The sequence below is a fragment of the Roseicyclus marinus genome (assembly GCF_030163795.1).
Classification (GTDB): domain Bacteria; phylum Pseudomonadota; class Alphaproteobacteria; order Rhodobacterales; family Rhodobacteraceae; genus Roseicyclus; species Roseicyclus marinus.
In genome coordinates, this window is sequence record NZ_JASJOF010000008.1 from 1 (window position 1) to 23,272 (window position 23,272).

Annotated in this window: 25 protein-coding genes and 1 tRNA gene; 3 read left to right on the forward strand and 23 right to left on the reverse strand. The window is 64.9% G+C overall.

Features of this window, described 5'->3' with window-relative positions; translation table 11 throughout:
* The 5 genes from QQK63_RS12985 to QQK63_RS13005 all read right to left on the reverse strand — a co-directional run.
* Positions 1-331: hypothetical protein (locus tag QQK63_RS12985; RefSeq protein WP_284283221.1), on the reverse strand; the 331-nt coding region annotated here is incomplete at its 3' end.
* 264 nt (positions 332-595) lie between these two features.
* A complete protein-coding gene (cynS, locus tag QQK63_RS12990; protein ID WP_277828764.1) occupies positions 596-1,066 on the reverse strand; it encodes a cyanase in 471 nt (156 codons plus the stop codon).
* A 31-nt stretch (positions 1,067-1,097) separates the two neighbouring features.
* Positions 1,098-2,000 carry an ABC transporter ATP-binding protein gene (locus tag QQK63_RS12995; protein ID WP_277828766.1) on the reverse strand — a complete coding sequence of 301 codons (903 nt, stop codon included), beginning with the start codon at positions 1,998-2,000 and terminating at the stop codon, positions 1,098-1,100.
* 11 nt (positions 2,001-2,011) lie between these two features.
* The gene (ntrB, locus tag QQK63_RS13000) at positions 2,012-2,845 is read right to left on the reverse strand and encodes a nitrate ABC transporter permease (protein WP_277828768.1); all 834 of its coding nucleotides are present in this window, start codon (positions 2,843-2,845) and stop codon (positions 2,012-2,014) included.
* 3 nt (positions 2,846-2,848) lie between these two features.
* Entirely contained in the window at positions 2,849-4,234 is a 1,386-nt protein-coding gene (locus QQK63_RS13005; protein ID WP_277828770.1) for a CmpA/NrtA family ABC transporter substrate-binding protein, read from the reverse strand.
* Positions 4,235-4,438: 204 nt separating this feature from the next.
* Here QQK63_RS13005 and QQK63_RS13010 point away from each other — a divergent pair, with 204 nt between their 5' ends.
* Complete coding sequence (locus tag QQK63_RS13010) at positions 4,439-6,307, forward strand: sigma 54-interacting transcriptional regulator (RefSeq protein WP_277828772.1); 1,869 nt, start codon at positions 4,439-4,441, stop codon at positions 6,305-6,307.
* Positions 6,308-6,430: 123 nt separating this feature from the next.
* On the opposite strand, the gene QQK63_RS13015 is transcribed toward QQK63_RS13010, so the two are convergent.
* From QQK63_RS13015 to QQK63_RS13055, 9 genes are all read right to left on the reverse strand, one after another.
* A complete protein-coding gene (locus tag QQK63_RS13015; protein WP_277828774.1) occupies positions 6,431-7,168 on the reverse strand; it encodes a hypothetical protein in 738 nt (245 codons plus the stop codon).
* A gap of 127 nt (positions 7,169-7,295) precedes the next feature.
* Positions 7,296-7,814, reverse strand: coding sequence for a hypothetical protein (locus tag QQK63_RS13020; RefSeq protein ID WP_277828776.1), 519 nt, complete (start codon positions 7,812-7,814; stop codon positions 7,296-7,298).
* Positions 7,811-9,109 carry a hypothetical protein gene (locus tag QQK63_RS13025; protein WP_277828778.1) on the reverse strand — a complete coding sequence of 433 codons (1,299 nt, stop codon included), beginning with the start codon at positions 9,107-9,109 and terminating at the stop codon, positions 7,811-7,813. The genes QQK63_RS13020 and QQK63_RS13025 overlap by 4 nt, the downstream gene beginning before the upstream one ends.
* The gene (locus tag QQK63_RS13030) at positions 9,106-9,858 is read right to left on the reverse strand and encodes an ABC transporter ATP-binding protein (protein ID WP_277828780.1); all 753 of its coding nucleotides are present in this window, start codon (positions 9,856-9,858) and stop codon (positions 9,106-9,108) included. The genes QQK63_RS13025 and QQK63_RS13030 overlap by 4 nt, the downstream gene beginning before the upstream one ends.
* Positions 9,855-10,814 (reverse strand): FecCD family ABC transporter permease, encoded by a 960-nt coding sequence (locus QQK63_RS13035; RefSeq protein WP_277828783.1) that lies wholly within the window; start codon positions 10,812-10,814, stop codon positions 9,855-9,857. Before QQK63_RS13035 ends, QQK63_RS13030 begins: the two co-directional genes overlap by 4 nt.
* Positions 10,815-10,906: 92 nt before the next feature.
* The gene (locus QQK63_RS13040) at positions 10,907-11,977 is read right to left on the reverse strand and encodes an ABC transporter substrate-binding protein (RefSeq protein WP_277828785.1); all 1,071 of its coding nucleotides are present in this window, start codon (positions 11,975-11,977) and stop codon (positions 10,907-10,909) included.
* Between the two features lie 396 nt (positions 11,978-12,373).
* Positions 12,374-13,150, reverse strand: coding sequence for an ATP-binding cassette domain-containing protein (locus QQK63_RS13045; RefSeq protein ID WP_277828788.1), 777 nt, complete (start codon positions 13,148-13,150; stop codon positions 12,374-12,376).
* Complete coding sequence (locus QQK63_RS13050; protein ID WP_277828790.1) at positions 13,147-14,223, reverse strand: ABC transporter permease; 1,077 nt, start codon at positions 14,221-14,223, stop codon at positions 13,147-13,149. Before QQK63_RS13050 ends, QQK63_RS13045 begins: the two co-directional genes overlap by 4 nt.
* A gap of 143 nt (positions 14,224-14,366) precedes the next feature.
* Positions 14,367-15,398: a substrate-binding domain-containing protein gene (locus tag QQK63_RS13055; RefSeq protein WP_277828792.1), complete on the reverse strand. Its 1,032-nt coding sequence runs from the start codon at positions 15,396-15,398 to the stop codon at positions 14,367-14,369.
* 152 nt (positions 15,399-15,550) lie between these two features.
* On the opposite strand from QQK63_RS13055, the gene QQK63_RS13060 reads away from it, so the two are divergent.
* Positions 15,551-16,753 (forward strand): ROK family transcriptional regulator, encoded by a 1,203-nt coding sequence (locus tag QQK63_RS13060; RefSeq protein WP_277828794.1) that lies wholly within the window; start codon positions 15,551-15,553, stop codon positions 16,751-16,753.
* A gap of 166 nt (positions 16,754-16,919) precedes the next feature.
* Here the strand turns inward: QQK63_RS13060 and QQK63_RS13065 are convergent.
* Positions 16,920-16,994: transfer RNA gene (locus QQK63_RS13065), tRNA-Phe, on the reverse strand.
* Positions 16,995-17,101: 107 nt separating this feature from the next.
* Positions 17,102-17,284, reverse strand: a complete 183-nt coding sequence (locus tag QQK63_RS13070; RefSeq protein WP_277828797.1) for a DNA gyrase inhibitor YacG — start codon at positions 17,282-17,284, stop codon at positions 17,102-17,104.
* A 139-nt stretch (positions 17,285-17,423) separates the two neighbouring features.
* Between QQK63_RS13070 and QQK63_RS13075 the strand changes: the two genes are divergently transcribed.
* On the forward strand, positions 17,424-18,683 hold the full coding sequence (locus tag QQK63_RS13075; RefSeq protein ID WP_277828799.1) for a lytic murein transglycosylase: 1,260 nt from the start codon (positions 17,424-17,426) through the stop codon (positions 18,681-18,683).
* Between the two features lie 211 nt (positions 18,684-18,894).
* Here QQK63_RS13075 and QQK63_RS13080 read toward each other — a convergent pair whose 3' ends face one another.
* The 7 genes from QQK63_RS13080 to QQK63_RS13110 all read right to left on the reverse strand — a co-directional run bounded on the left by QQK63_RS13080 (position 18,895) and on the right by QQK63_RS13110 (position 23,259).
* On the reverse strand, positions 18,895-19,947 hold the full coding sequence (locus tag QQK63_RS13080) for a ribonuclease E/G (protein ID WP_277828834.1): 1,053 nt from the start codon (positions 19,945-19,947) through the stop codon (positions 18,895-18,897).
* Positions 19,944-20,543 carry a Maf family protein gene (locus QQK63_RS13085; RefSeq protein WP_277828836.1) on the reverse strand — a complete coding sequence of 200 codons (600 nt, stop codon included), beginning with the start codon at positions 20,541-20,543 and terminating at the stop codon, positions 19,944-19,946. The genes QQK63_RS13080 and QQK63_RS13085 overlap by 4 nt, the downstream gene beginning before the upstream one ends.
* 85 nt (positions 20,544-20,628) lie before the next feature.
* Positions 20,629-20,847: a translation initiation factor IF-1 gene (gene infA, locus QQK63_RS13090; RefSeq protein WP_037209844.1), complete on the reverse strand. Its 219-nt coding sequence runs from the start codon at positions 20,845-20,847 to the stop codon at positions 20,629-20,631.
* Positions 20,848-20,920: 73 nt separating this feature from the next.
* The gene (locus QQK63_RS13095; protein ID WP_277828838.1) at positions 20,921-21,814 is read right to left on the reverse strand and encodes a carbon-nitrogen hydrolase family protein; all 894 of its coding nucleotides are present in this window, start codon (positions 21,812-21,814) and stop codon (positions 20,921-20,923) included.
* Positions 21,811-22,395, reverse strand: coding sequence for a GNAT family N-acetyltransferase (locus tag QQK63_RS13100; protein WP_277828840.1), 585 nt, complete (start codon positions 22,393-22,395; stop codon positions 21,811-21,813). Before QQK63_RS13100 ends, QQK63_RS13095 begins: the two co-directional genes overlap by 4 nt.
* Complete coding sequence (locus tag QQK63_RS13105; protein ID WP_277828842.1) at positions 22,392-22,796, reverse strand: ketosteroid isomerase-related protein; 405 nt, start codon at positions 22,794-22,796, stop codon at positions 22,392-22,394. The genes QQK63_RS13100 and QQK63_RS13105 overlap by 4 nt, the downstream gene beginning before the upstream one ends.
* Entirely contained in the window at positions 22,789-23,259 is a 471-nt protein-coding gene (locus QQK63_RS13110; RefSeq protein WP_277828844.1) for an arsenate-mycothiol transferase ArsC, read from the reverse strand. Before QQK63_RS13110 ends, QQK63_RS13105 begins: the two co-directional genes overlap by 8 nt.
* Positions 23,260-23,272: the final 13 nt, after the last annotated feature.

Sequence of the window (23,272 nt, forward strand, 5' to 3'; positions counted from 1 at the left end):
GGGCGGCGCCCGCCGCATCGGCGCCCAGCTCGGCCGAGGCGGTGCCATAGCTGCCGCCCGGATCCCAGATCGCAAAGGCGCCGCTGCCCGCCCCGTCAAGGCAAAGGCCGTCCGCCCCCATGACGCCAAGGCAAGAGGTTCCGGCATGGAGCGCGGCGGTGCCGAAGGCGGCAGGGGCGGCCGAGGCCATATCCTCCGGGTCGAGGCCGACCGCGAAATGGAGGGCCACGAAATCGGGCGCGGACCGCCCGTCCAGCTCCAGACGAGCGCGCAGGTCGGTGATTGCGATAGCCGCCCCATCCTCGCGGGATTGCGCCGTCCGTATTTCCATGCCGGTCTCCTTCCGAGCCGGACACTATCGAAAGTTAAGGTGCGCTAAATGGCTCATAGGGATGGCGCTTCGGTCCAAAAGGACATGGGGTTGTATCTTTCGATACCCGCCTCTTATCCAGTCCGGAACGGCATCGTCCAAGGTGTCTGCTCCGCACCAAAAACAAGCACCCCCCGCCGCAGGGGACGGGGGGGGTACGGAAACCGACCGGCACAAGACCGGGGACGGCGCGGTATCTGGCGACGGGCGCGCCTGCGCCCTTGCTTACCAGTTGTTGTAGCCGAGGAACTTGCCCGACATCTCGAGCTTCACACGGTCGCCCTTGGGATTTTCCACGCGGGTGATCTGCATGTCGAAATCGATGGCGGACATGATGCCCACGCCGAATTTCTCCTCGATCAGCGCCTTGATGGTCGGGCCATAGACGCCGACGATTTCATAAAGGCGATAGATGCAAGGGTCGGTCGGCACGGCCTGCGACCAGACCTTGGTCGGCGGCTCGGTCATCACCGAAACTGCCTCTTGCGGGAGGCCCATCTTGGCCACCAGCAACTCTGCCTTGTCCTTGGGAAAGGCGTTCATGCCCATGCAGGCCGAATGGGTCCAGACGGGCGACATGCCGATGCTGTCGGCGATGCCTTCCCAAGTCAGGCCGGCCTGTTTCTTGGCCGACAGGATCATGACGGTCACGTCTTCCATGGTCATCATGACGGGGCGTTCGAATGTGTCTTTCATCGCGGTCTCTCCTCTTGCGAATGGGGCGGCGTCAGTCGTTGACGGCGCGCAGCCGGGCCTCGGGCTCGGGGCCGCCGGCGGGCTTGGTCTTGTCGATCACCACGGTTTCGGGGGTTTGCGTTTCGCCGCCCGACGGCTGGCCCGACAGAACCTTGGACCTTTGGCCGAGGAACTGAACGAGGTGGTTGCGGATCGGATAATAATTGGGGTGTTCGACGATTTCGGTGCGGTTGCGCGGCCGCGGGATGGTGATCTGGACACTTTCCGCGACGCGGGCATAGGGACCGTTCGTCATCAACAAGATGCGATCGGCCAGCAAGATCGCCTCGTCGATGTCGTGGGTGATCATGAAGACGGTCTGTTCCGTCTGGCTCCAGACCTTGAGGAGTTCTTCCTGGATGGTGCCGCGCGTCAGTGCATCGAGCGCGCCGAAAGGCTCGTCGAGCAAGAGCAGTTTGGGCTGGTTGGCGAAGGCGCGCGCGATCGACACGCGCTGCCGCATACCGCCCGACAATTGGCTGGGCTTGCGCAAGACCACGTCACCCTCGAGCCCCACCATGGCGAGGTATTTGCGCGAATGCGCTTCCACATCGACCTTCGACCAGTCCTTGTGGCGGGCTTGCACGCCGAAGGACACGTTTTTCAGCGCCGAAAGCCAAGGCAGGAGGGAGTAGTTCTGGAACACGACGCCCCGGTCGAGGGACGGGCCCGATACCTCGGCCCCGTCCATGGTCACCACGCCCGATGTGGGCGACGCGAGACCGGCAAGGATGTTCATGATCGTCGATTTGCCGCAGCCGGAATGGCCGAGGATACAGACGAATTCCCCCCGCTCGATCCCGAAACTCGCGTTCTCGAACACCGTCGTCTCACCGCCCGCCGCATCGGGATAGGTCTGGGTCAGTCGTTCCACGCTGAGAAAAGGTTTTGCCATGGTTCTGGTCCTTATTCCGCGTAGGCCACGACCCGCTGGAGCGCGCCGAAAGCGCTATCCAGGGCCATGCCGACAATGCCGATCATGAGGATCGAGAAGATCACCGACGTAAGGTCGAGGTTGTTCCACTCGTTCCAGACGTAATAGCCGATGCCGGTCCCGCCCACGAGCATCTCGGCCGCGACGATCACGAGCCACGCGATGCCGATGGAGATCCGCATTCCCGTGACGATGGTGGGGGCTGCGGCGGGCAGGATCACTTGGAACGCGGTGCGGACAGCGCCCAGTTCATGGGTACGGGCCACATTGACCCAATCCTTGCGCACACCCGCCACGCCAAAGGCGGTGTTGAGCAGCATGGGCCAGATGGAACAGATGAAGATGACGAAGATCGCGCTCGCCTCGCTGTCGCGGATGACGAACAAGGCCAGCGGCATCCAGGCCAGCGGCGAAATCGGCCGCAACACCTGAATGTAGGGGTTGAGCGCGCGATAGGCCACGGGCGACATACCGATCAGGAAGCCCAAGGGGATCGCCACCGCAGCGGCCAGCAGGTAGCCCGACAACACGCGATAGATCGAATAGCCGATCTGGATCCCGATGCCTTTGTCGTTGGGGCCCGCGTCGTAGAATGGGTTCGACAATTCCTCCCACGCCTTGGCGAAGATGTCCGACGGCGGCGGTATGGCGGCGCGGGGTGACCCGCCCCCCATCAGGCGTTCGTATTCCGTCATCTCGGTCGCCAGCTGCTGCGGCGGGATCGCGGCCTCCCAAAACAGGAGGCCGACGATCAGGATCACCACGGACAGAAGCGCGCCACGCTGGTTGATGCTGAGCTGTGGCATGGCTCAGGTCCGCCGGATCGCGAAGCTGTCGATGTAGCCCACGGGGTCGGCCGGGTCGAAGGTCTTGCCCATGATCGTGTGGGTCCGGTAGGTCTCGGTCGGCGCCTCGTAGCCCAGATCCTCCATGATCCGGCGTGCATCCGAGGCGAGATAGACCTGCTCGGCCACCGCGCGGTAATCGATGTCGTTCTCGATATAGCCCCAGCGGCGCATCTGGGTGAGGATCCAGACGCCCATGGAATGCCAGGGGAACGGGTCGAAATCGATCCGGTCGGGGACGCGCTGCACGTTGCCCAGACCATCCGCAAACGTTCCCGTCAGAACCTGCTGGATCACTTCGACCGGCTGGTTGAGGTAGTTCTCGGGTGCGATGGCGGCGGAGATTTCCTCGCGGTTGGCCGGATCCGACGCGTATTGCGTGGCGTCGATGATCGCCTTCAAGAGCGCGCCATAGGTGTTGGGCAGTTCCGTGGCAAAGGACAAGGGAGCCGCGAAGGCGCAGCAGGGATGCCCTTCCCAGATGTCCTTGGTCAGCAGGTGAATGAACCCGATGCCTTCCCAGACCGCGCGCTGGTTGAACGGGTCGGGCGACAGGTAGCCGTCGAGGTTCCCGGCGCGCAGGTTCGCCACCATCTCGGGCGGGGGCACGACGCGGATCTGGATGTCGGTGTCGGGGTCGAGACCGAATTCCGCCACGTAGTACCGCAGCAGGAAGTTGTGCATCGAATATTCGAAGGGCACTCCGAAGGTCATGCCGCGCCACTGGCTCGGATCGCGCTTGTCGAGGTGGTCGTTGTGCAGGACGATGGCCTGCCCGTTGATGTTTTCGACGGCCGGCATGATGTAGGGTGCCGCGACCGAACCCGCGCCCAGCGTCATCGCCAGCGGCATCGGCGTCAGCATGTGGGAGGCGTCGTATTCGCCCGACAGCGACTTGTCGCGGGCGACGGCCCAACCGGCGGTCTTGATGACCTGTGCATTCAGGCCGTAGCGCTCATAGAACCCCATCGGCTGCGCCATGATGATGGGCGTGGCGCAGGTGATCGGCACGAAACCGATGTTCAGGTCCGCTTTTTCCGGTGGCCCGAGATTGTCGAGAATGGCCGCCTTGGCCGCATCCATCGGGAAAACCGAGGCGAGGATCGAGGCGAACGTCCCGCCGCCCACCATTCCCATGAAGGCGCGACGCTGGACGTCATTGTGGCCGAAGACCGAGCGGACCACCGCGCTTTCGATGGCGCGTTCGACCATTTGTTCGGCCGACATGGTGGTGGCGGTGCGGCTCAATTCGGCCTGCGCATGGGCCGCGCATCCGTCACAGCCGCAATCGGCGCCGTGGCGAAGGTCGGTTTTGTCGGAAAACGGGTTACCGAGGCTCTTGACGGACATGGCTCATCCCCTGTGTTGGACATCTGCAACCATGATGAAAGCCCAACGCCCAAGGGGGAAGCATGCGCCTAAAATTTCAGCATTATATGAATTTACATTTATTTCCAACTGTTAGGTAGATCGCATCATATGCAATTATCACGAATTTTCGTAATTTACGAAATATCGTGACGCCCTGCCGCGTCGCAGCACTACACTTCGGTCATGCTCGACACGCCCCTGACATTTGATTCGCTGGTCGCCACAGTGCCCGAGGCTGCGCTGGTGCTGGACACGTCTACCGACCGCATCACGACCCTCAACGCGGCCGCACGCCGGATGCTGGGGGCCGGGGCGGAACGGGGTGCGGTCTTCTCCTGCTGGTTGGGGCCCGCCCTGCCCCGCTTCATCGTCTTCATCGAGGAAGTGGACCACCGGGGTGAGGCATGGACGCGCGACGTGGACCTGATGGTCGCGGACACGCCCCTGCCCTGCGAATTGCGCGCGCGCCGCATCGCCGAAGGCGACAGCCATATCTTCGTGATGCTGCTGGATCTTGCCGAACTGGAACGCCGCGCGCAGCTGGTGGAAACGGTGCGCCTGCACCGCGCAGGCATCGAGGAATGGAAGCGCGCCCATGATTTCTTTGCCGAACTGGAACACCAGAACCAGCTGATCCTGAACGCCGCGGGCGAAGGGATCTACGGGGTCAACGCCGAAGGCAAGACCACTTTCGTAAACCGCGCCGCCCAGGAGATGCTGGGCTGGACCACCGAGGATCTCTTGGGCAAGCCGATCCATGACATGATCCACCACCATCATGTCGACGGCGAGATTTACCATTCCCACGATTGCCCGATCTACCGCTCGTTCCGCTTCGAACAGGTGAATCGGATCGAGGACGAGGTTTTCTGGCGCAAGGACGGGCGGCCGATCCGGGTCGAATACGTCTCGACCCCGATCTACGATCAACAGGTTCTGGCGGGCGCCGTCGTGATCTTTCGCGACATCACCGAGCGCAAGGAAAACGAGAAACGTTTGCACGATGCGCTGGCCGAGATCGCCAGCCTGCGCGACCGGCTGGAACAGGAAAACGCCTACCTGCAGGAGGCAATCACCACCGAGCGCGCCCATCACGACATCATCGGCAGTTCGCAAGCGGTGCGTCAGTTGCTGATGCGGGTCGAACTGGTGGCAGGCACCGATGCGACCGTGCTGATCTCGGGCGAGGCGGGCACGGGCAAGGCTTTGGTCGCCCATGCGATCCACAATGCGAGCCCCCGTCGCAGGCGCCCCCTGATCCATGTGCGCTGCGGGTCCGTCGCCCCCGGCGCGATGGAGGCGGAATTGTTCGGCCAGATCCGGGGTGCCTATCCCGGCGCACTCCGCGACAAGCCCGGCAAGCTGGAACTGGCACATGGCGGCACCTTGTTCCTCGACGACGTGGAGGAATTGCCGCCCGAGGTTCAGGGCCAGCTGTTGCGCGCCCTGCAGGAGCGGGAGGTGACACGGCTCGGTGACACGCGGGGCCGCAGCCTCGACGTGCGCGTGATCGCCGCCTCGACCAAGCCGCTCGACCGCGAGGTGGCGGCCGGACGACTGCGCGAGGATCTGAACCTTTGGCTCAACGTCTTTCCGATCCTGTGCCATCCGCTGCGCGAAAAGCGCGAGGATATCCCGGCGCTCGCCACGCATCTTCTGGGACTTGCGGCCAAACGGATGAACCGCAAGCCGCCGGTCATCACCCAAAACGTGATGGAGCGGCTGATGGGTTATGACTGGCCGGGCAATGTGCGCGAATTGCGCAACGTCATCGAACGGGCCGTCATCGTATCTCAGGGCGGCAAACTGATCGTGGACCTCGGCACGCCCGATACACGATCACGCCAAGCCAACCGGACGATCCGGACCGAGGCCGATCTGGAGGCCGACATGCGGCGGGCGTTGATCGATTGCCTGCGCGAAACCGACGGGAAGGTGTCGGGGCGGTCGGGGGCGGCCGAGCTGTTGGGCATCCCTGCGACCACCTTCTATTCGCGGATGCGCAAATTCTCCATCACACGCCCCGATTGGGACAACGCGGACGTTTCCTGAACGCCAGCGCTTCGGCACAAGCGCAGATTGCCTGCCACGCCAATTGGCACGGTGCGTCGAACCTATGTCGAGGAGGGGTCTAATTTCGACGGGAAGCCGTGGATCGGTCCGGGATGCGCAAGGTCAATCGCGCCCATTGCCATTCCCGCCGCCGTTCCCATTTCCACCGGCGTTGCCGTTGCCGCTCCCGCCGCCGTTGCCGCTTCCGCTGCCGTTGCCGCTTCCGCCGTTGCCGTTACCGTTACCGCCGCCGCCGTTATCGTTGCCTGCGCTGCCGTTACCGCCGTTGCCGTTATCGTTGCCGCCGCCATTTCCACCGGAACCGCCGCCGCCAGACCCGCCGCCACCATTGCCCCCGCCACCATCACCGTTCCCGACCGTGACGCTTCGGATACCGTCGGATCTTGCAGTCTCGAGGCTGGTCTCGGTTTCGCCCGAGACAGCCCCTTCCGCGACGTCGTTCTGGCGTCGCTCGTTTTCCAACTGCCGCTCACGTGCAATCGAAATGACTTCTCCCGCACGCTCCGACGCCTGCTCTGGCAACCGGTCCGCCGTGATCCCGTTGCGACGTTCCTCGACCGAAACAGTACCGTCGCCATCCTCGTCCACCGCGACGATGGCCTCCACGACCTCGAAGGTTTCGGGATCCAGTTCCAGGCGGACAGCGACGCCCTCCTGTTCGGCGACAAGGGCCAGAGAGCCCAACATCGGGTCTTCCAATGTGAATTGCGTAAAGCCTTCGGCCGCCAAAAGCTCGGCCAGTTCCTGGATGGCCGGATCGACATTCTGGGCGATCGATGGGGATGCTGCCGACAGGGCGGCGCCCATCGCCAAGAGTAACGGGATATTTGTGATGCGCATATCCGACCCTTTGGGCGGTCAAGCCCGGTGCGCGAAGACTAGTGCATGAGACGTATCGTCTCAAGATGGTTATCCGCAATCACCTTGAGAAAATGGCCCATTTCGGGATGCCCCGTGCTATATTCCCCTATCCGTCCACCGGCCTCACCTCGTAGATATCTTGCGCGGCCAGTGGCAAAAGCCGGTCCGCCAGCTCGTGTTTGAGGATTTCGAGGCGGGCGTCCTGCGCTGCCGTGCGGGACGACATTGCCCCGAGGCTCACGAATTCGGGGCGGACATGGCCGGGGCGGATCGTGACCGCCACGCGCCGATGACCAAGCGTGAAACGCCAGACATAAGGGCCGGGCGGATCGCTGATCACATCCTTGCCGCCCAGCGCGCGATCCACGCTGTAGCGCCCATCGGTCAGGGCGCGGGTCACGCATTCCACGGCATCGCGCCCACCGGGACCGGTAAACGCGGTTAGGACGTGGATGTCGCGGCGCGGCAGCGGCCCTTCGCCCAGCGCCGGGAAACCGGCCTGCATCGCCTTGAGGGCATGAACCACGCCGCCGGGAAAGCCGCCGCCATGATAGGACAGGAGGGTGGAGAAGGAGAAGGTCAGCACCTGTCCACCCTCGCGCACGGAAATCCGGTCATGGGTCATGCCGGCACCGTCCCGGCGCGCAGGCGCCGCAGGTTCGGCAGAAACCGGTCGAGAAAACGGGTGGTTGCGGGCATGAAATGGCTTCCGTGATGATAACAGGGATCGAGCGATGTGACGATCATGCGCCCCGGGGTGCTGACGCTGTCGTCATAGGCGATGGCGTGGCCGGCGCTGTCGCGCACGAAGATCCGGGCGCGCGGTGGCGGGTGGAAATACCCGTGCAGATGCCAGGTCAGATCGGCATCGCGCAGGCCGTCGAGCAAGGCATGAGGGTCGGCGCGGCGTACGCCCAGATCGGCGCCGGGTGTCAGCCACCACCACCAATTCGTTTCAGTGGCGGAAAAAGCAACCTCGGGAAGCCAAAGGTCGCTTCGGCTTTCGCCCATCGCCACGATGGTGCCGCCTGCCGCCAGATGGGCGGCCAGCCTGTCGCGCCGGGCGATCATCCGCTGGGGCGGCGTGCGGCAGGGCACGAACAGGATGTCGTCGGGTCTGAGGACGGCGTCGATCCGCTCGGGCGCGATCACGAGGTCGAAAATATCGCGGTACCGCGGCCCTTCGAAGCACTGAATGTGGTAACAGGTGCCCGCAGTCACGCCGATGAGGCGGGATGTATCCGGTGCGCCGCGCGGTTCGGCAGGTCGGGAAAAGCGGGTCGCATCGGGCGCACGCGTCACGCGCGGGGCATCGGCGGGCACACAAGGCCCGCCATCGGCCCAGTCGATCAGATTTGCCCAGATATGCAGGCCAAACCCGTGCAGGGTGGCGATCTGCGCCAGATCATTGCCTGCATGGCTGAAGATCGCGCCGCCGGACGGGCGGTGCCAGACCCAATCGACGGCCACCCCCTGCCCCAGCGTGTTCAGCACCACCGCCCCCGGAGGCGGAGGATTTGCGCCCCGCCCGTAGAAACCGGCCACACCCTTGTTTGTTTCCAGATGCTTTGGGTCGACTCCGTCGAAGATCGGGTGGATTACCTGTTGGCACAGATCGAAATCCCTGCGTCGCGGTGCACGCATCGGCTGGTAGGGGAAAAGCCCCTCGACCAGAGGACGAACCAGATGACCATTGAAAACCCAGCGCCCGCCCCGGTCCAAAAACCGCTCCAGCAGAGGGCGTAGGGCCATCATGGCATCCTGATCCAACAGCAGGCCGGTGATCAGCCCGCGATGCGCGCCCAGCGCCGCCCCGGTCAGTTCAGCCCGCCGCAGGATGGTCACGCGCCCGGAGCGCGCGGCGGTCCGGACGGGTTCGGGAGGGTCGTCAAACCCCGATTGCAGCCAGATCACGCTCATGCGGCCTCTTTTCCGGTGAATGCGGGCAGCATCGCGCTGCGCCCCGACGGATCGGCAGGGCGCACCCACTGCATCGGAACACCGTAGAGTTCGGCCATCAGGCCGGGCGTGATCATCCGGTCCACAGGCCCCTGCAAGACGGCACCCCCCGGCATCATCAGCACAACATAATCGGCCACGGCCAGCGCGTGATTAGGATCATGTGTCGAGAACAAGATCGCCCGGTCCCGGATCCGTCCAAGCGATGCGATCAAGGACAGGGTTCGGGACTGGTTGCCGAGGTCGAGCGCCGAGGTCGGTTCATCCAGAACCAAGACCCGGGAGCCTGTGGCCAGCGCGCGCGCGATCAAGATCATCTGCCGCTGACCGCCTGACATCCGGTCATAGCGCAATTCGGCGAGGTTCTCGGCCCCGACCTGTGCAAGCGCCCCATGGGCGGCCGTCACATCTTCGGGGCCCGGTTGGCCAAAGAGCCCCAGCCGCGCGGCTCGTCCCATTATAACGACCTCGAGCCCTGAAAGCTTGGCCTGCGATGCGCCGTGTTGGGGAACATAGCCGATGATCGCAGGCGCATGGCGGTGTCCCCGGTCCAGCGCCTGAAAACCCAGCATCGCCCGCAAAAGCGTGGTCTTGCCGCGCCCGTTCGGCCCAAGAATGGCGGTCGTGCGCCCCTGCGGCACCCCAAGCGTGAGCCCTTCGAAAAGGCGCAGCGCCCCGAAGGACAGGCTGGCATCCGTCAACCCGATCATGGCGCACCCGCCCGGCTGAAATGCTGCCGCAAGAGCACCGCGAAGACCGGGGCGCCGATCAGCGCCGTCAGCACACCAAGCGGGATTTCGGCAGCCGTAAGCGTGCGCGCCAGAGTGTCGATCACCACGAGATACGCCGCCCCCAGAAGCGCCGAAGCCGGGATCAGGCGGCGGTGATCCTCGCCCACGATCAGGCGGGCGGCGTGCGGCACGACAAGGCCGATCCAGCCGATCACGCCCGCCACCGCCACCGACGTGCCGGTCATCAGCGCCACCGCGCCGAAGATGAACCAACGTTCGCGGTCAGGGTTCACGCCCAGCGACCGGGCCTCTGCCTCGTCAAGGGCCAGCAGATTGAGGCGGTAGCGCAGCGCCCAGACAAGGATCAGCCCGAAGGCCATTCCCGGAACGGCCAGACCCAGCCGGGGCCATGTCGCCGTCGCAAAGGACCCCATCAGCCAGTAGACGATGGCCGGAAGCGACGTGTTGGGATCGGCCAGGAACTGGAGCACCGACACAAGCGCGGCAAAGAAGGCCCCCACCACCATACCGGCCAGAATGACGGTCAGAACCTCCGTCCGGCCGTCGATCCGCGCAAGAAGACCCACGAGGATCAGGGCCAGAAGCCCGAAGCCGAAGGACATGCCCAGCAGAACCACACCGTGAAAGCCGAGCAAGATCGCCAGCGCACCGCCGAAGGCGCCGCCTTGGCTGATCCCCAGAACCTGCGGACTGACCAGCGGATTGCGGAACACGCCTTGCAACGCGGCCCCGCCCACCGCCAGCGCGGCACCCGACAGGGCCGCCAGCAAGACACGCGGCAGGCGCACCAGTTCGACGATGCGCGCCTCCATCGTTTCGGGACTGCCGGACAGGTCTTGCGCCCGCGCCCAGAGGATTTCGAGGATCCGACCGAAGGGGACCTCGAAGCGTCCCGCGCTGATGGCATAGAGCATGGTAAGAACCAATCCCGCCGTCAGCACGGGAAAAACGCCTGGCCGCAACGAAAATAGCCCGCGCCGGGGGGCGGCATCTTGGGATGTGAGGGTCATTGGGCTGCGAATTGCGCGTAATTGGCCTGACCGCCCTGCATGTCCATCCAGAGGATCTCGTCGATTTCGGCGTCGGTCAGGTCGTGATCGTAGAGGACGCGATAGGCCGCGCGCATTTCCGCCCGCAGGTCATAGTCGAACAGGTCCGGATGCAGCAGTTCGGCGGTCCAGATCCAGGTCAGCGGGCTTTCCTGGTTCGGCGGATCCCAGCGATAGCCTCCCAAAGGCATCTTGTAGATGCGGCCGTTCCGGGCGGCATCGGTCATCGAGAGGATCGGATCGTTCAGGATGCGGTCGATGGTCAGATCGGCTTCGAAGGAATTGAGAAAGATGACATCGGGATTCCAGGCTGCGACCTGTTCCACGCTGACATCGGCCCAGCCGCCCACCATCTCTTCGGCGGCGTTCCGGCCGCCGGCGAGGCCATGATACCAGGCGTTGTAGTTGTTCTCGGTTCCCGAGGCCCGCAGGTTTTCCATTGCCCGCAGGAGATAGAGAACCGTCGGACGGTCCTCTTGGGCAAGCCCGGCGGTGCGCGCCTCGAGCTCGGCCTGCACCTGTGCGCGCCAATCGATCAGCGCCTCGATACGTTCGGGGCGGCCCATCGCGGTCGCGGCCATCGTCATGTAGTCGCGCGTCCGCTCCTCGGTGCCATACATGATGGTCATCAGGTTCAGCCCGGCATTCGTGATCGGATCGACGTAATCGGGGCCGCGCCCGGCCCACTGGATCACAAGGTCGGGATTGACCCGGGCCAGTTCCTCGACATTCGGGATGAAGTTCGGCGCCGTGATGTCGGAGGGGATATCCTGCGCTTCTGGAAAGATGCGGCCCAAAATGCCCTCGAGGATCGCGGATTTCGCGGTCGGGTTCATCCCGACAAGCCGGTCGGTCGCGCCGTCGATGGCGATCAGCGTCGAAGCCATGGGGATCGGGATCGACGCGATCCGCTCCGCAGGTGCGGGCAAGGCAACCTCGCGGCCTTCGTGGTCGGTGAACAGGATGGGATCGGCCAGAGCCGGAGTCGCCGTCAGAACGGCGATTGAAAGATAGGACAGGAGGCGCATCAAAGGATCCTTCCGCGGTGGACCCGGCCCTTGCGCTGGCGGCCATGACGGAAAGATCGGCTCGGCAACGAGGGCGCTGGGTCGGTTGAACAGGACCTGGCGATGCGGGCGAGCCGGTGCTTGGCGCGTTATTCCTACTTTTTCTGTCAACTACTGTCAACGTGTCCCGTTCGACGTCACCGGAACGCGAGAGCGGGTCGGCCAAGCCCCTTTCGGAACAGGGCGCGGATGCATGGAAAGGTCAGTCGGACGGAGGGGGTTGATGCCTCCGCTGCCCTTGAGGCGCGCGTCATGTCAGGGTTGGCATGAGCGCAGGGTCACCGCAGCGCAGGACGGCACCCCGAGCGAACCCGAGCGATCTGGCCCTGCCCCGCGGGATTCGTGCCCTTTGCCCCGCTATGCCGCGACCACCTCTTCGGGCTTCATCGCACCCGTCATCAGGGCGACCGCATCGGACATGCTGATCGCCTTGGGATCGACAACACACAGCCGCCGCCCGAGGCGGTGGATATGGATGCGGTCGGCCACCTCGAAGACATGGGGCATGTTGTGGCTGATGAGCACGACCGGCGTGCCGCGCGAGCGCACGTCCTGAATGAGATCCAGCACCTTGCGGCTTTCCTTGACCCCAAGCGCGGCGGTGGGTTCGTCCAAGATGATGACCTTGGACCCAAAGGCCGCCGCGCGTGCCACGGCGACACCCTGCCGCTGGCCGCCCGATAGCGTTTCAACCGCCTGGTTGATGTTCTGGATCGTCATCAGGCCGAGGTCGGACAGCTTTTCGCGGGCGAATTTCTCCATCGCCTTCTGATCCAGCAGGCCGAACCATTTGCCCATGATGCCGGGTTTGCGCAACTCACGCCCACAGAACATGTTGTCGGTGATCGACAGCGCCGGGCTGAGGGCAAGCGTCTGGTAGACGCATTCGATCCCCGCCTCGCGCGCCTGCAGGGGCGAAGTATAGCTCACCTCGCGTCCTTCCAGCGTGATGGTCCCCTCATCGGGCACGGTCGCGCCGGAAATCGCCTTGATGAGCGAGGATTTTCCCGCGCCATTGTCGCCGATCACCGCCAGGATCTCGCCCGGCATCAGGTCGAAATCGGCATGGTCGAGCGCCGTGACGCGGCCATAGCGCTTGACGAGGCCTCGGGCCTTGAGAAGGGGCTCGCTCATGCCGACACCTTTCTGATCCATTGGTCGATGGCGACCGCGATGATGATGAGCCAGCCGATGGCGAAGACCTGCCAAAGCACGTCCACCCCGGCAAGCCGCAGGCCCGACTGGAACACACCCACGATCAGCGCCCCGAAAAGCGCCCCCATGATCGAGCCGCGCCCGCCGAAGAGCGAGATACCACCGATCACCACGGCGGTGATGCTTTCCAGATTGCCTTCGTAAAAGCTTTGCGGAGAGATCGATCCGACCCTCCCGATCGAGGCCCAAGCCGCGAGCGCACAGATGAAACCGGCCAGCATGTAGACCTGCCGCAGCGTCCGGTCGGTGCGGATGCCCGCCAGTTCGGCCGCCTCCTTGTCGTCACCGATCATGTAGACATGCCGACCCCATGCGGTCTTGTTCAACACATACCACAGCGCCACGAAGACGAGGATCATCAGGATCGTGCCAAAGGTCAGGCGCGCATCCCCGATCTGGATCGTGTTGCCAAAGAATTTCAGGAGCGGCGCGGTCGCGTCGATATCCGCCCCGCGGATCGATTGCGCCCCCGACAGCCAGAGCACCAAAGCGAAGAACACGTTCCATGTGCCCAGCGTCGCGATGAAAGGCGGCAATTTGATCTTCGTCACCAGCCAGCCATTCAGATAGCCCGCCGCAATCCCGCCCGCGAAACTGACCAGCAGCGCGATGGGCGCAGGAACCCCGAATTGCACGGCAAGCTTGCCCGAAATCACGCTCATCAAGACCATGATCGCCGCAACGGAAAGATCGATACCGGCCGTCAGGATGATCAGCGTCTGCGCTGCCGCGAGGATGCCGATGATCGAGACCTGCTGCAGGATCAGCGACAGGTTGAAGGGCGAAAAGAACCGTTCGCCTGCGATCACGCCGAACACCGCGATGGACGCGACCAGAACGATCACCGGCACGAAGGTCGGGTTTGCGTGCAGCACATGCTGGATCGTCCCGATCACGCCCCGGGGCGCATGGTCGAATTCGGCCAAGGTCGTGGCGCTGGTTTTCAGCCTCGCCTCGTAATCCTGGCCACCTGGTTTCGGGGTGTCGGACATGTCACGGTCTCCGGCCATCGGGTTGCCATGTTGCCATGGCAGGGCACATCCGGACAACACCGGACGGCTCAGGGGATGGAAAGTTGGGGAGGGGCGGCATGCGCGACAGGGTCCGCGTCATGCCGCCCGGCTAGGGCTGGGCTTCAGCCCCAGCAGAGGTCCAGCGCCTCGGCCGAGGTGATCGACTCCACGCCGTCGACCGGCTGGTCCGTCACCAGCATCACGCCGGTGTTGAAGAACTCGAGCCCTTCGGTGTTGGCAGGCATCGTGCCGTCATTGGCATGGGCGATGATCGCCTCGATCCCCAGCGACGCCATGCGCAGCGGGAATTGCATCGCGGTCGCCCCGATCACGCCTGCGGCCACGTCGCGCACGCCCGGGCAACCGCCATCGACCGACACGATCAGCGCCTGATCGGCGATCCCGAAGGCGCTCAGCGCCTCGTAGGCACCGGCAGCGGCGGGTTCGTTGATCGTGTAGACAAGGTTGATGCCACTGTCGATCTGCAGCAGGTTTTCCATCGCCGTGCGGCCACCCTCGGCGCTGCCGTTGGTCACGTCATGACCGACAATGCGGGCGTCATCCTCGTCGCCGATGCGGGTCGGATCGTTCACCTCGATCCCGAAACCGGTCATGAAGCCCTGGTTGCGCAGGTAGTCGACCGACACCTGCGACGGGTTGAGGTCGAGCGTCGCGATCCGGGCGTCGGCTGCGGCATCGCCCATCGTGGCGGCGGCCCATGCGCCGATCAGGCGACCTGCCTCGAAATTGTCGGTGGCGAAGGTTGCGTCGGCCGTATCCGCGGGCTCGAACGGCGTATCCAGCGCGATAACCAGCAGCCCCGCATCGCGCGCCTGGGTGATGACTGGCTCCAGCGCGCGGCTGTCGGAGGGTGTGATCAAGATGCCCGAAGCACCGGCCGCGATGCAGGTCTCGACAGCGGCAACCTGGCTTTCCACGTCGCCATCGATGGCGCCGGCATAGGTCTGCAGCGTGATACCTGCGGCTTCTGCGGCCGCTGTCGCGCCTTCGCGCATCTTCACGAAGAACGGGTTGGTGTCGGTCTTGGTGATCAGGCAGGCAGTCACATCGCCGCTGGCCTGCGCTTGCGCCATCCCGGTGAATGCAACGGCGGCAGCGCCGCTCAACAGGAGCGTCTTGAGGGTATTCGTCATGGTTTCCTCCCAGAAATACGGTCAGGCGGCTCTTGCCCCCTTCACCCGCTGAACATGCGCTCAGGCCTGCGGGCCTGTCAATAAATAAATCACTCTTATTTAATAATTGACAGGAGGCCCGGAACACCCAAGATGCATGTGGGAGGAAAGCCATGAAGGACGCGCCAGAACCACTCCGCGCCATGCCGCAGGCCGATGCGCTGGGCACGAACCAGTCCGGCATGCGCGCTCAGAACGAGCGCCTTGTGCTTACGCTGATACGACGCCATGGCGCGCTCTCCAAATCCGAGATCGCGCGCCTGACCGGCCTGTCGGTCCAGACGGTTTCGGTGATCATGCGCGCGCTGGAGGATGAACGCCTGATCCTGCGCGGCGAACCGCAGCGCGGCCGCGTCGGGCAGCCTTCGGTACCGATGAAGCTGAACCCGCGCGGCGCTTTTTTCCATGGGCTCAAGATCGGCCGCCGCTCGGTCGAAATGGTGCTGACTGATTTTCTCGGCACGATCCTAGAGCGTCGCCTGCGCCAGCACGATTACCCGGACTACGACTCCGTCTTGCGCTTTGCCCTCGAAACCGCCGGGGATCTTGTCGGCGCACTCTCCGCAGACGAACGCCAAAGGGTTGCGGGGCTGGGCATCGCGATGCCCTTCGAGATCTGGGGATGGGCGACGGTGATCGGGGTGCATCCCGAAGCCATGACCCCGTGGAAAGAGCGCGATATCAAACAGGATTTGTCCGCAGCGCTTGCCCTGCCCGTCTTTCTGCAGAACGATGCGACGGCTGCGTGCAGCGCGGAGCTGGTGTTTGGCACGCATGAGCAGCCATCGGATTTCCTTCATTTCTACGTCGCCTTTTTCATCGGCGGAGGCGTCGTGCTGGACGGACGCCTGTTTCAGGGGCCGACCGGCAACGCGGGCGCAGTTGGCTCCATGCCTGTACCCGACCGGACCGGCAGGATGCGCCAACTGATCGACCTCGCCTCGCTCGTGACGCTGGAAAAGCGCCTTCAGGCCAAGGGCATCGATGCGTCATGCCTGTGGACCTCGTCCGAAGCTTGGCCGCTGCCCGAGGACATCCTGGCGGATTGGCTGGACGAGGCCGCCCAAGCCATCGCGCATGCCGTGCACGGAGCACTCGCCGTCCTCGACTTTTCCGCCGTCAAGATCGACGGCTGGATGCCGCAAGAGGTGCGCTGCGACCTTGCCTACCGTGTCGCCTCCTACCTGCGCGACCACGACCTGACGGGCCTCGTCATGCCCGACATTCAGGAAGGCAGCATCGGCCCCGACGCCCGCGCGCTGGGCGCGGCAAGCCAACCGCTGCTGGCAAGATTCCTTGTGGCCTACCTGCGCTGACGCGACACTCGCGTGATGGCCAAGCGGACCTGAGGGTTTTGTACCTGACGGCCTGGGAACGCGACCCGTCACGACTGACTGCCCCAAACGGCCATCCGCCGCCAATGTCGACGGACGGCGCGTTTTGCGCAACGGTCCAAGCGAGATTACAGCAGTCTGGAAGCTGTGGTGCCCGGGGGCGGAATCGAACCACCGACACGAGGATTTTCAATCCACTGCTCTACCCCTGAGCTACCCGGGCACGGGTGGCAGGGCAGTGGTGCCCCGCGGGTGAGCGGCGTTCTAGGGCTATCGCGTCGGGCTGTCCATAGGGCAAAGCGGGATTTTTTCGCGACGGGCGCGAGGCCGTCAATGCGGCTTCGGCTGAGGCTTGCTCAACGCTTCGGCGGCGGCCTGTGCGTCCTCGGGATCGTCGGAAGGGATCGCGTAGGAGCCCGTCAGCCAGCGCGCCAGATCGACGTCTGCGCAGCGGCGCGAACAGAAGGGGCGATAGGCGGGTGTCGTGTCCCGGTTGCAGATCGGGCAACTCATGGCGAACTCTCGGCTTTCGGCGGATCTTGAGGCAGTATGGGCCGTGCTCCGCCGCTGTGCAAGGCGCGGACCACAGAGGCTTGTGGACTTCCGTGCAGACCGGATAGCCAGAGGGCAAAGGCAAGATAGGGTGGTGGACATGCGCTGGACACGCAGGATGATGTTGGCGGGAACGGCGGCGGCGGGGGTCGCGGGCTGTGTGCCGTCGCTGGGTGGAACCGGGGGTGTCGGGGCGGGTGGACCGAGCCGCGATCCGGACCTGAGGCCGCAACCCAATGCCGATTACGATGCCTGGGTCGCAGCGTTCCGGGGACGGGCGCAGGCGCAGGGGATCACGGCGGCGACCCTGGATCGTGGGTTTCGGGGGCAGGGATTCCTGCCCGGCGTGGTCGAGCGGGACCGCAACCAGACCGAATTCCGTCGCAGCACCGAGGATTATCTCGCGCTTGTCGCGTCGGAGGAGGATGTCGCGACGGGCCGGGCGCGGGTCGCGCCGCATCGGAGCGTTCTTTCACAAATCGAACAATCCTACGGCGTTGATGCCGATGTCATCGGTGCGATCTGGGGGCTTGAGACGCGTTTCGGCACACGGCTGGGCGATATCCCCGTGATCTCCGCCACATCGACGCTGGCCTGGGAGGGGCGGCGCGGGCGGTTTTTCGAGGCGCAACTGATCGCGGCGCTGCGCATCTTGCAAGCGGGCGACACCACGACCGACCGGATGCTGGGATCTTGGGCCGGGGCGATGGGCCACACGCAGCTCATGCCGACCGTATTCGAGGATTATGCCGTTGATTTCACGGGCGATGGCCGTCGGGATATCTGGGGCGCCGACCCGACCGACGCGCTGGCCTCGACTGCGGAATACCTGCGGCGCGCGGGATGGCGACAGGGGGAACCTTGGGGGCTGGAGGTGCATCTGCCGACCGGGTTCGACACGGCACGCACCGGGCGCGACACCCGCCGCGCGGTCGCGGATTGGGCGGCGGCGGGCGTGCGGCCAGCGCGGGGCGGCGCCCTGCCCGACCCCGGCCCTGCCGCGATCATCGCACCCGCCAGCGCGGAGGCACCCGCCTGGATCGTCTATCACAATTTCAACATGATCCTGCGCTACAATCCGTCGACGAATTACGGGATCGGCGTTGGCTACATGGCGGATCGGCTGGCTGGCGGCGGACCGCTGTCGCGGGGTTGGGGGCCGGATGACACCGGGCTCACGCAGGCGGAGCGCGTTGAATTGCAAGGGCTTTTGAACCGTATCGGGTTCGACGTCGGCACGCCGGATGGGGTTGTGGGGCGGCGCACCGAAGCCGCGATCAGCGCCTATCAGCAGTCGCAGGGCCTGCCGGTGGACGGGCGGCCGTCGCCTGGCTTGTTGCAAAGGTTGCGGCGGGGTTAACGCCGCGGCCCAAAAGTTGACGGATCGTTAAAAAAATATGCCGAATCTTGCCGAAGGGTTAACGGGCCAGATCCGAGACCGGGAGGCGTCGGCGGGAGGCGGAGCGAGGCCTGGCGCGCGGCCCACGTCGGGGATAGCAACCCTGCCAACGACAGCGTTTTCGCACGAAACCCGCCTTGAGCATGGTTAACCGTACACGCGACGGCGCAGCCTAGCCAATGTCGGCCCAGAGGGTGGACAGCGGCGGGCGGTCGCGTTTTTTCTGCAGCTCGAAACAGCCCAGCGGCGTCCATCCGGCCAGCACCACCTCGGCCCCGTCCTCACGGAAGGCGCGGCGCAGCGCATCTTCGATCACGCGGCGGTCTTTCTTGGGCATGGGCGCGAGGTCGAGCGTCACCTGCCCGCCCAGACCCTTGATCCGAAGAAGGCGGGGCAAGTGACGCGTGAGCGCCAGATTGGCCTTGAGCCCAGCGGCCAGCGAGGTGTCGCCGCCCGTGTTCACATCGACCGCGACCAGCGCACGGGTCGGTTCGACGAAGGCCGTGGCCCCGCCCGGAAGATCGACGCGGGGCGACAAGGCGGCCTCGACCGCTTCGGCCACGCCGTGGGTTTCGAAACAACCGGGGCTGTCTATGACCTCGTCCGGGTCGGGATCGGACCAATCGCGCCACGCCAGAAGATGGGCATCGGGCGCATCGACCAGACATTCGGCCGGACCATCGGTATCGGCCATGACGGCGGCGGCCAGATCGCGCATGGCGATGATGTCTTCCTCGAGCGCCTCGGGGTCCACCGCCTCGGCCGCGCTGCGCAGGATCAATCCGTGACCTTCGGGCGCGCCCTCCATCGCGGCATGGGCGATTTCAAGGAGCCGGTCGCGTTCGGCATCGTCGCGGATGCGGCGCGAGATGTTGAGACCCGGGGCGTCGGGGGTGACGATGGCGTAGCGGCTTTTGAACAGGATGCGGGTCGTGACCGGCGCGGCTTTGCCCGGCTCGGCTGGGCCAGAGACCTGCACCAGCAACCGGTCGCCGGGGGAAATGCCGCCTGCCTGTTTCAAGAAACCCTTGGCCGCGCCCATGCTGACGGTGACACCGCCCTGCCCTTTCATCGGACGGTCGGCCACGGCGCGGAAGATCGCGCCGGGCATCGGGCCCACGTTTTCAGGCGGATCGACAAGGATATCGGCCAGTTGGCCATCGACCATCAGGGCGGCGGCGGCGCGGTCGCCCAGGTGATCGAGCAGGACGACGCGACCCTTCATGGCTGTCTCCAGAGGTTCAGGCCCAGTGCCTGCAAAAGCTGCGCGGTTTCCATCAGCGGAAGGCCCACGATGGCGCTGTGGCTGCCGGAGATCCAAGGGATGAAGGCCCCTGCCGGTCCCTGGATCGAATAGCCGCCCGCCTTGCCGCGCCAATCGCCGGTGGCGATGTATCCGTCGCGTTCAATGGGCGAGAGGCGTTTCATCTTGACCTGCGATTCCACCAGCTTTTCGAGGATACGGTCGCCGCGCCGGACGGCGAGCGCCGTGAAGACACGATGCCTGCGGCCCGCGAGCATGTCGAGAAAGCTGCGCGCCTCGGCTTCGTCGGCGGGTTTGCCGAGGATGCGGCGGCCAAGCGCCACCGTGGTATCGGCCGACAGGACGATATCATCGGGACCGGCGGGGATGGCGGCCAGTTTCTCGCGCGCGATGCGGGCGCAATAGGGGCCGGGCAATTCGGCGCGCGCCGGTGTTTCGTCGATGTCGGGGGGCAGGATCGCGTCGGGCACGACCCCGAGAACCGCCAGCAATTCCTTGCGGCGGGGGCTGCCCGATCCGAGGATCAGGCGGGGCCTTGAGGGCACAGGTTGTGTCATGTCAGCGCCCCGTCCAACCGGGTGCCGGGCCGCGCGCCGCCTTTGGCGCCGCGCCTACCCGCACTGCGCGATCCAGAGGCTCGCGCTATTTGAACCGGTAATTGATGCGGCCCTTGGTCAGGTCGTAGGGCGTCATTTCAACCTGAACGCGGTCGCCGGCCAGAACGCGGATGCGGTTCTTGCGCATCTTTCCTGCCGTATGCGCGATGATCTCATGGCCGTTTTCAAGCTCGACCCGGAATGTCGCATTGGGCAGGAGTTCCTTCACGACACCAGGAAATTCGAGCATTTCTTCCTTGGCCATGGTCACTCCTTGATTGGCGCGCCGCCAAGGGGCAGCGCAGGTTGCGGCTAAATGCGCCCCTTATGGCAGATTTTCAAGGCAAATCTGAGCCGTCCGGCGGAAGGGCCGCGCGGATGGCGCTTTCGGGCCAATGGGCGTGGTTGAAGACCGCCCCTTGGGCCCGCACGCGGGCGATGGCGCCCATGTCGATATCGGCCATCACCCAGCCCGGTTCGTTCAGCACGCCCATGGCCAGAATGCCATCGGCGGGAAAGCCCAGATCGGGCGGGCCGAAGATGCCCGCAGCGCCGATGTTTTCATCCACGGCGGGCGACCAGCGGGCATCGCCCACCGTACAGGATTGGACCACGACGCATTGATTTTCCAAGGCGCGGGCCATGGCCCCGATGCGGACGCGGTGGTAGCCGTGTTCAGTGTCGGTGCAGGAAGGAACCAGCAGGATTTCCGCCCCCTGTTCGACAAGCGCGCGGCCAAGAAGCGGGAATTCGGCGTCATAGCAGATCAAGATGCCGATCCGCCCGAGGGCCGTGTCGATCACCGCGAGCGGATCGCCGGGGACGACATTCCACGTCTCGCGCTCGAAACGGGTCATGACCTGTTTGTCCTGATAGTCGAGGAAGGGGTTTTCCGCATCGGGGCCAAGGAGCCACGCGCGGTTGACGGGGCGTGTACGCCCCTCGTCAAAGACCGGACCCGACGGGCAGAGGATGTGAACGCCGTAGCCTTGCGCCAGATCGGCCATCAGGTGATCGGCCTTTTCGGCGAGGCTTGCCGCGGCGTGGAGCGAAGCCTCCAGATTCTGGGCGGCGCCTTGCAGCGCGGCCAGTTCCATGCGGGCATATTCGGGAAAGACCAGCAGATCGGCGCCCGCGTGGGCCGCCTCGCGCACCCAGGCGATCTGTTTCTCGGCATAGGCGGCCCAACTGTCGGGCGCGTCGAGCGGATAGGCGGCGGTGGCGATCTTCATAGGCGCTTGATCCAGACCTGAAGGGGTTTGGGGGATTCGGCCGCCTCGCCGAGGGCGCGCCACGAGATGGTGGTCGTGACGCCCGGAAGGGGCGCGTAGCCGAAGTGCCGCCAGACCGGATCGAGGGGCTGGGCGTCTTTCGGGCGAAGGGGGTGATCCTTGGGGCGGATCACAGCGCAAAAGATTGAAAAAGTGGCATCGAGGCTGCGGGCATGCGCCTCGCGCAGGTCGAAGAAACCGCGATAGGCCCCCTGCCCCCTGTGGCTGGAAAGCAGAACGGATTCAGCGCAGTAGTAGACGTTCTTCGCGTTGGTTGGCAGCATATCCGCCAGATCGGCCGCGACCTCGGAATGATCGGATAACGGCAAGCCGGTCGAGCCGCCCACCAGCCTGTCCCCGTCGAAGGCGGCGACAAGGATGCTGTCGGAACGGGCGTAATCGGCGAGGTAGCGGCGTTCGTAGTCGAGATCGCCATCGTAGAGATAGGGCCAGTCGCGGAAGACCGCGATGCGCAGATGGGCGAAGGGTTCCACCATCGGCGCGATCTCGGCACCGCGGAAGGCGCGGAGCGTCAGGCTCATGCCGAGACCTGCGCCATCCAATCGGCGAGGTTGTAATAGGTCACGATGCGCGCGATCTGCCCGTCGCGGATCGTGAAGAAGCCCCCGGCGGGCAGGGTATAGGTCTGGCCATGGGCGGGCGGCAGGCCCTTGTCGGTCGCGAGATAGGTGCCGTGGACGGTGAACTCGGCGGCGGCGCGGGTGCCGTCGGGGGTTGCCATGATCACCATGTCGTCGAGCCGTTCGGCATAGCAGCGCGCCATGTGATCGCAGAAGGCGCGGAAGGCGATCGTGCCGCGCCGCACCTGCCCCTCGTTCACATGATGGGCCACGTCGGGCGAGAGGCAGGCGATCATGCCGTCGATGTCGCCTGCGTTGAAGGCGGCGTAGTAGCGGGTCACGAGGGCTATGGCGTCATCCATCGTCTTGTCCTTCGGTCGGCGGCCCGAAGCGGGCAATCATGCGTTCGATGATCTGGTCGCGGGCTTGGCGGTAGCTGTCCAGTTTCGCCTCGCGCGTTTCGCCGAGGCCCGTGGGGTCGAGGATCGGCCAGTATTCCACGTCGAGATGGAATTGGCCGGTCAGTTCCAGCGCGCGGCGCTGGCTGGCGGGCGAGAGTGCGACGATCAGGTCGAACCCCGAGATGTCGTCGCCCCATTGGTGCATGTCGTCGAAACTGCGCACGCGGTGGCGCTGCAGTTCCACGCCGAGTTCCTTGGACACGGCAACGGCGAACCCGTCGATCTCGAGGTCGTTCTTCACCCCTGCCGATTGCACATAGGCGCGGTGACCATAGAATTTCTTCATCAGGCCTTCGGCCATGGGGGAGCGTGTCGCGTTGTGATCGCAACAAAAGAGCACCGAGGAGGGGAAATCGCCGCTCACGCCAGTCCCATTC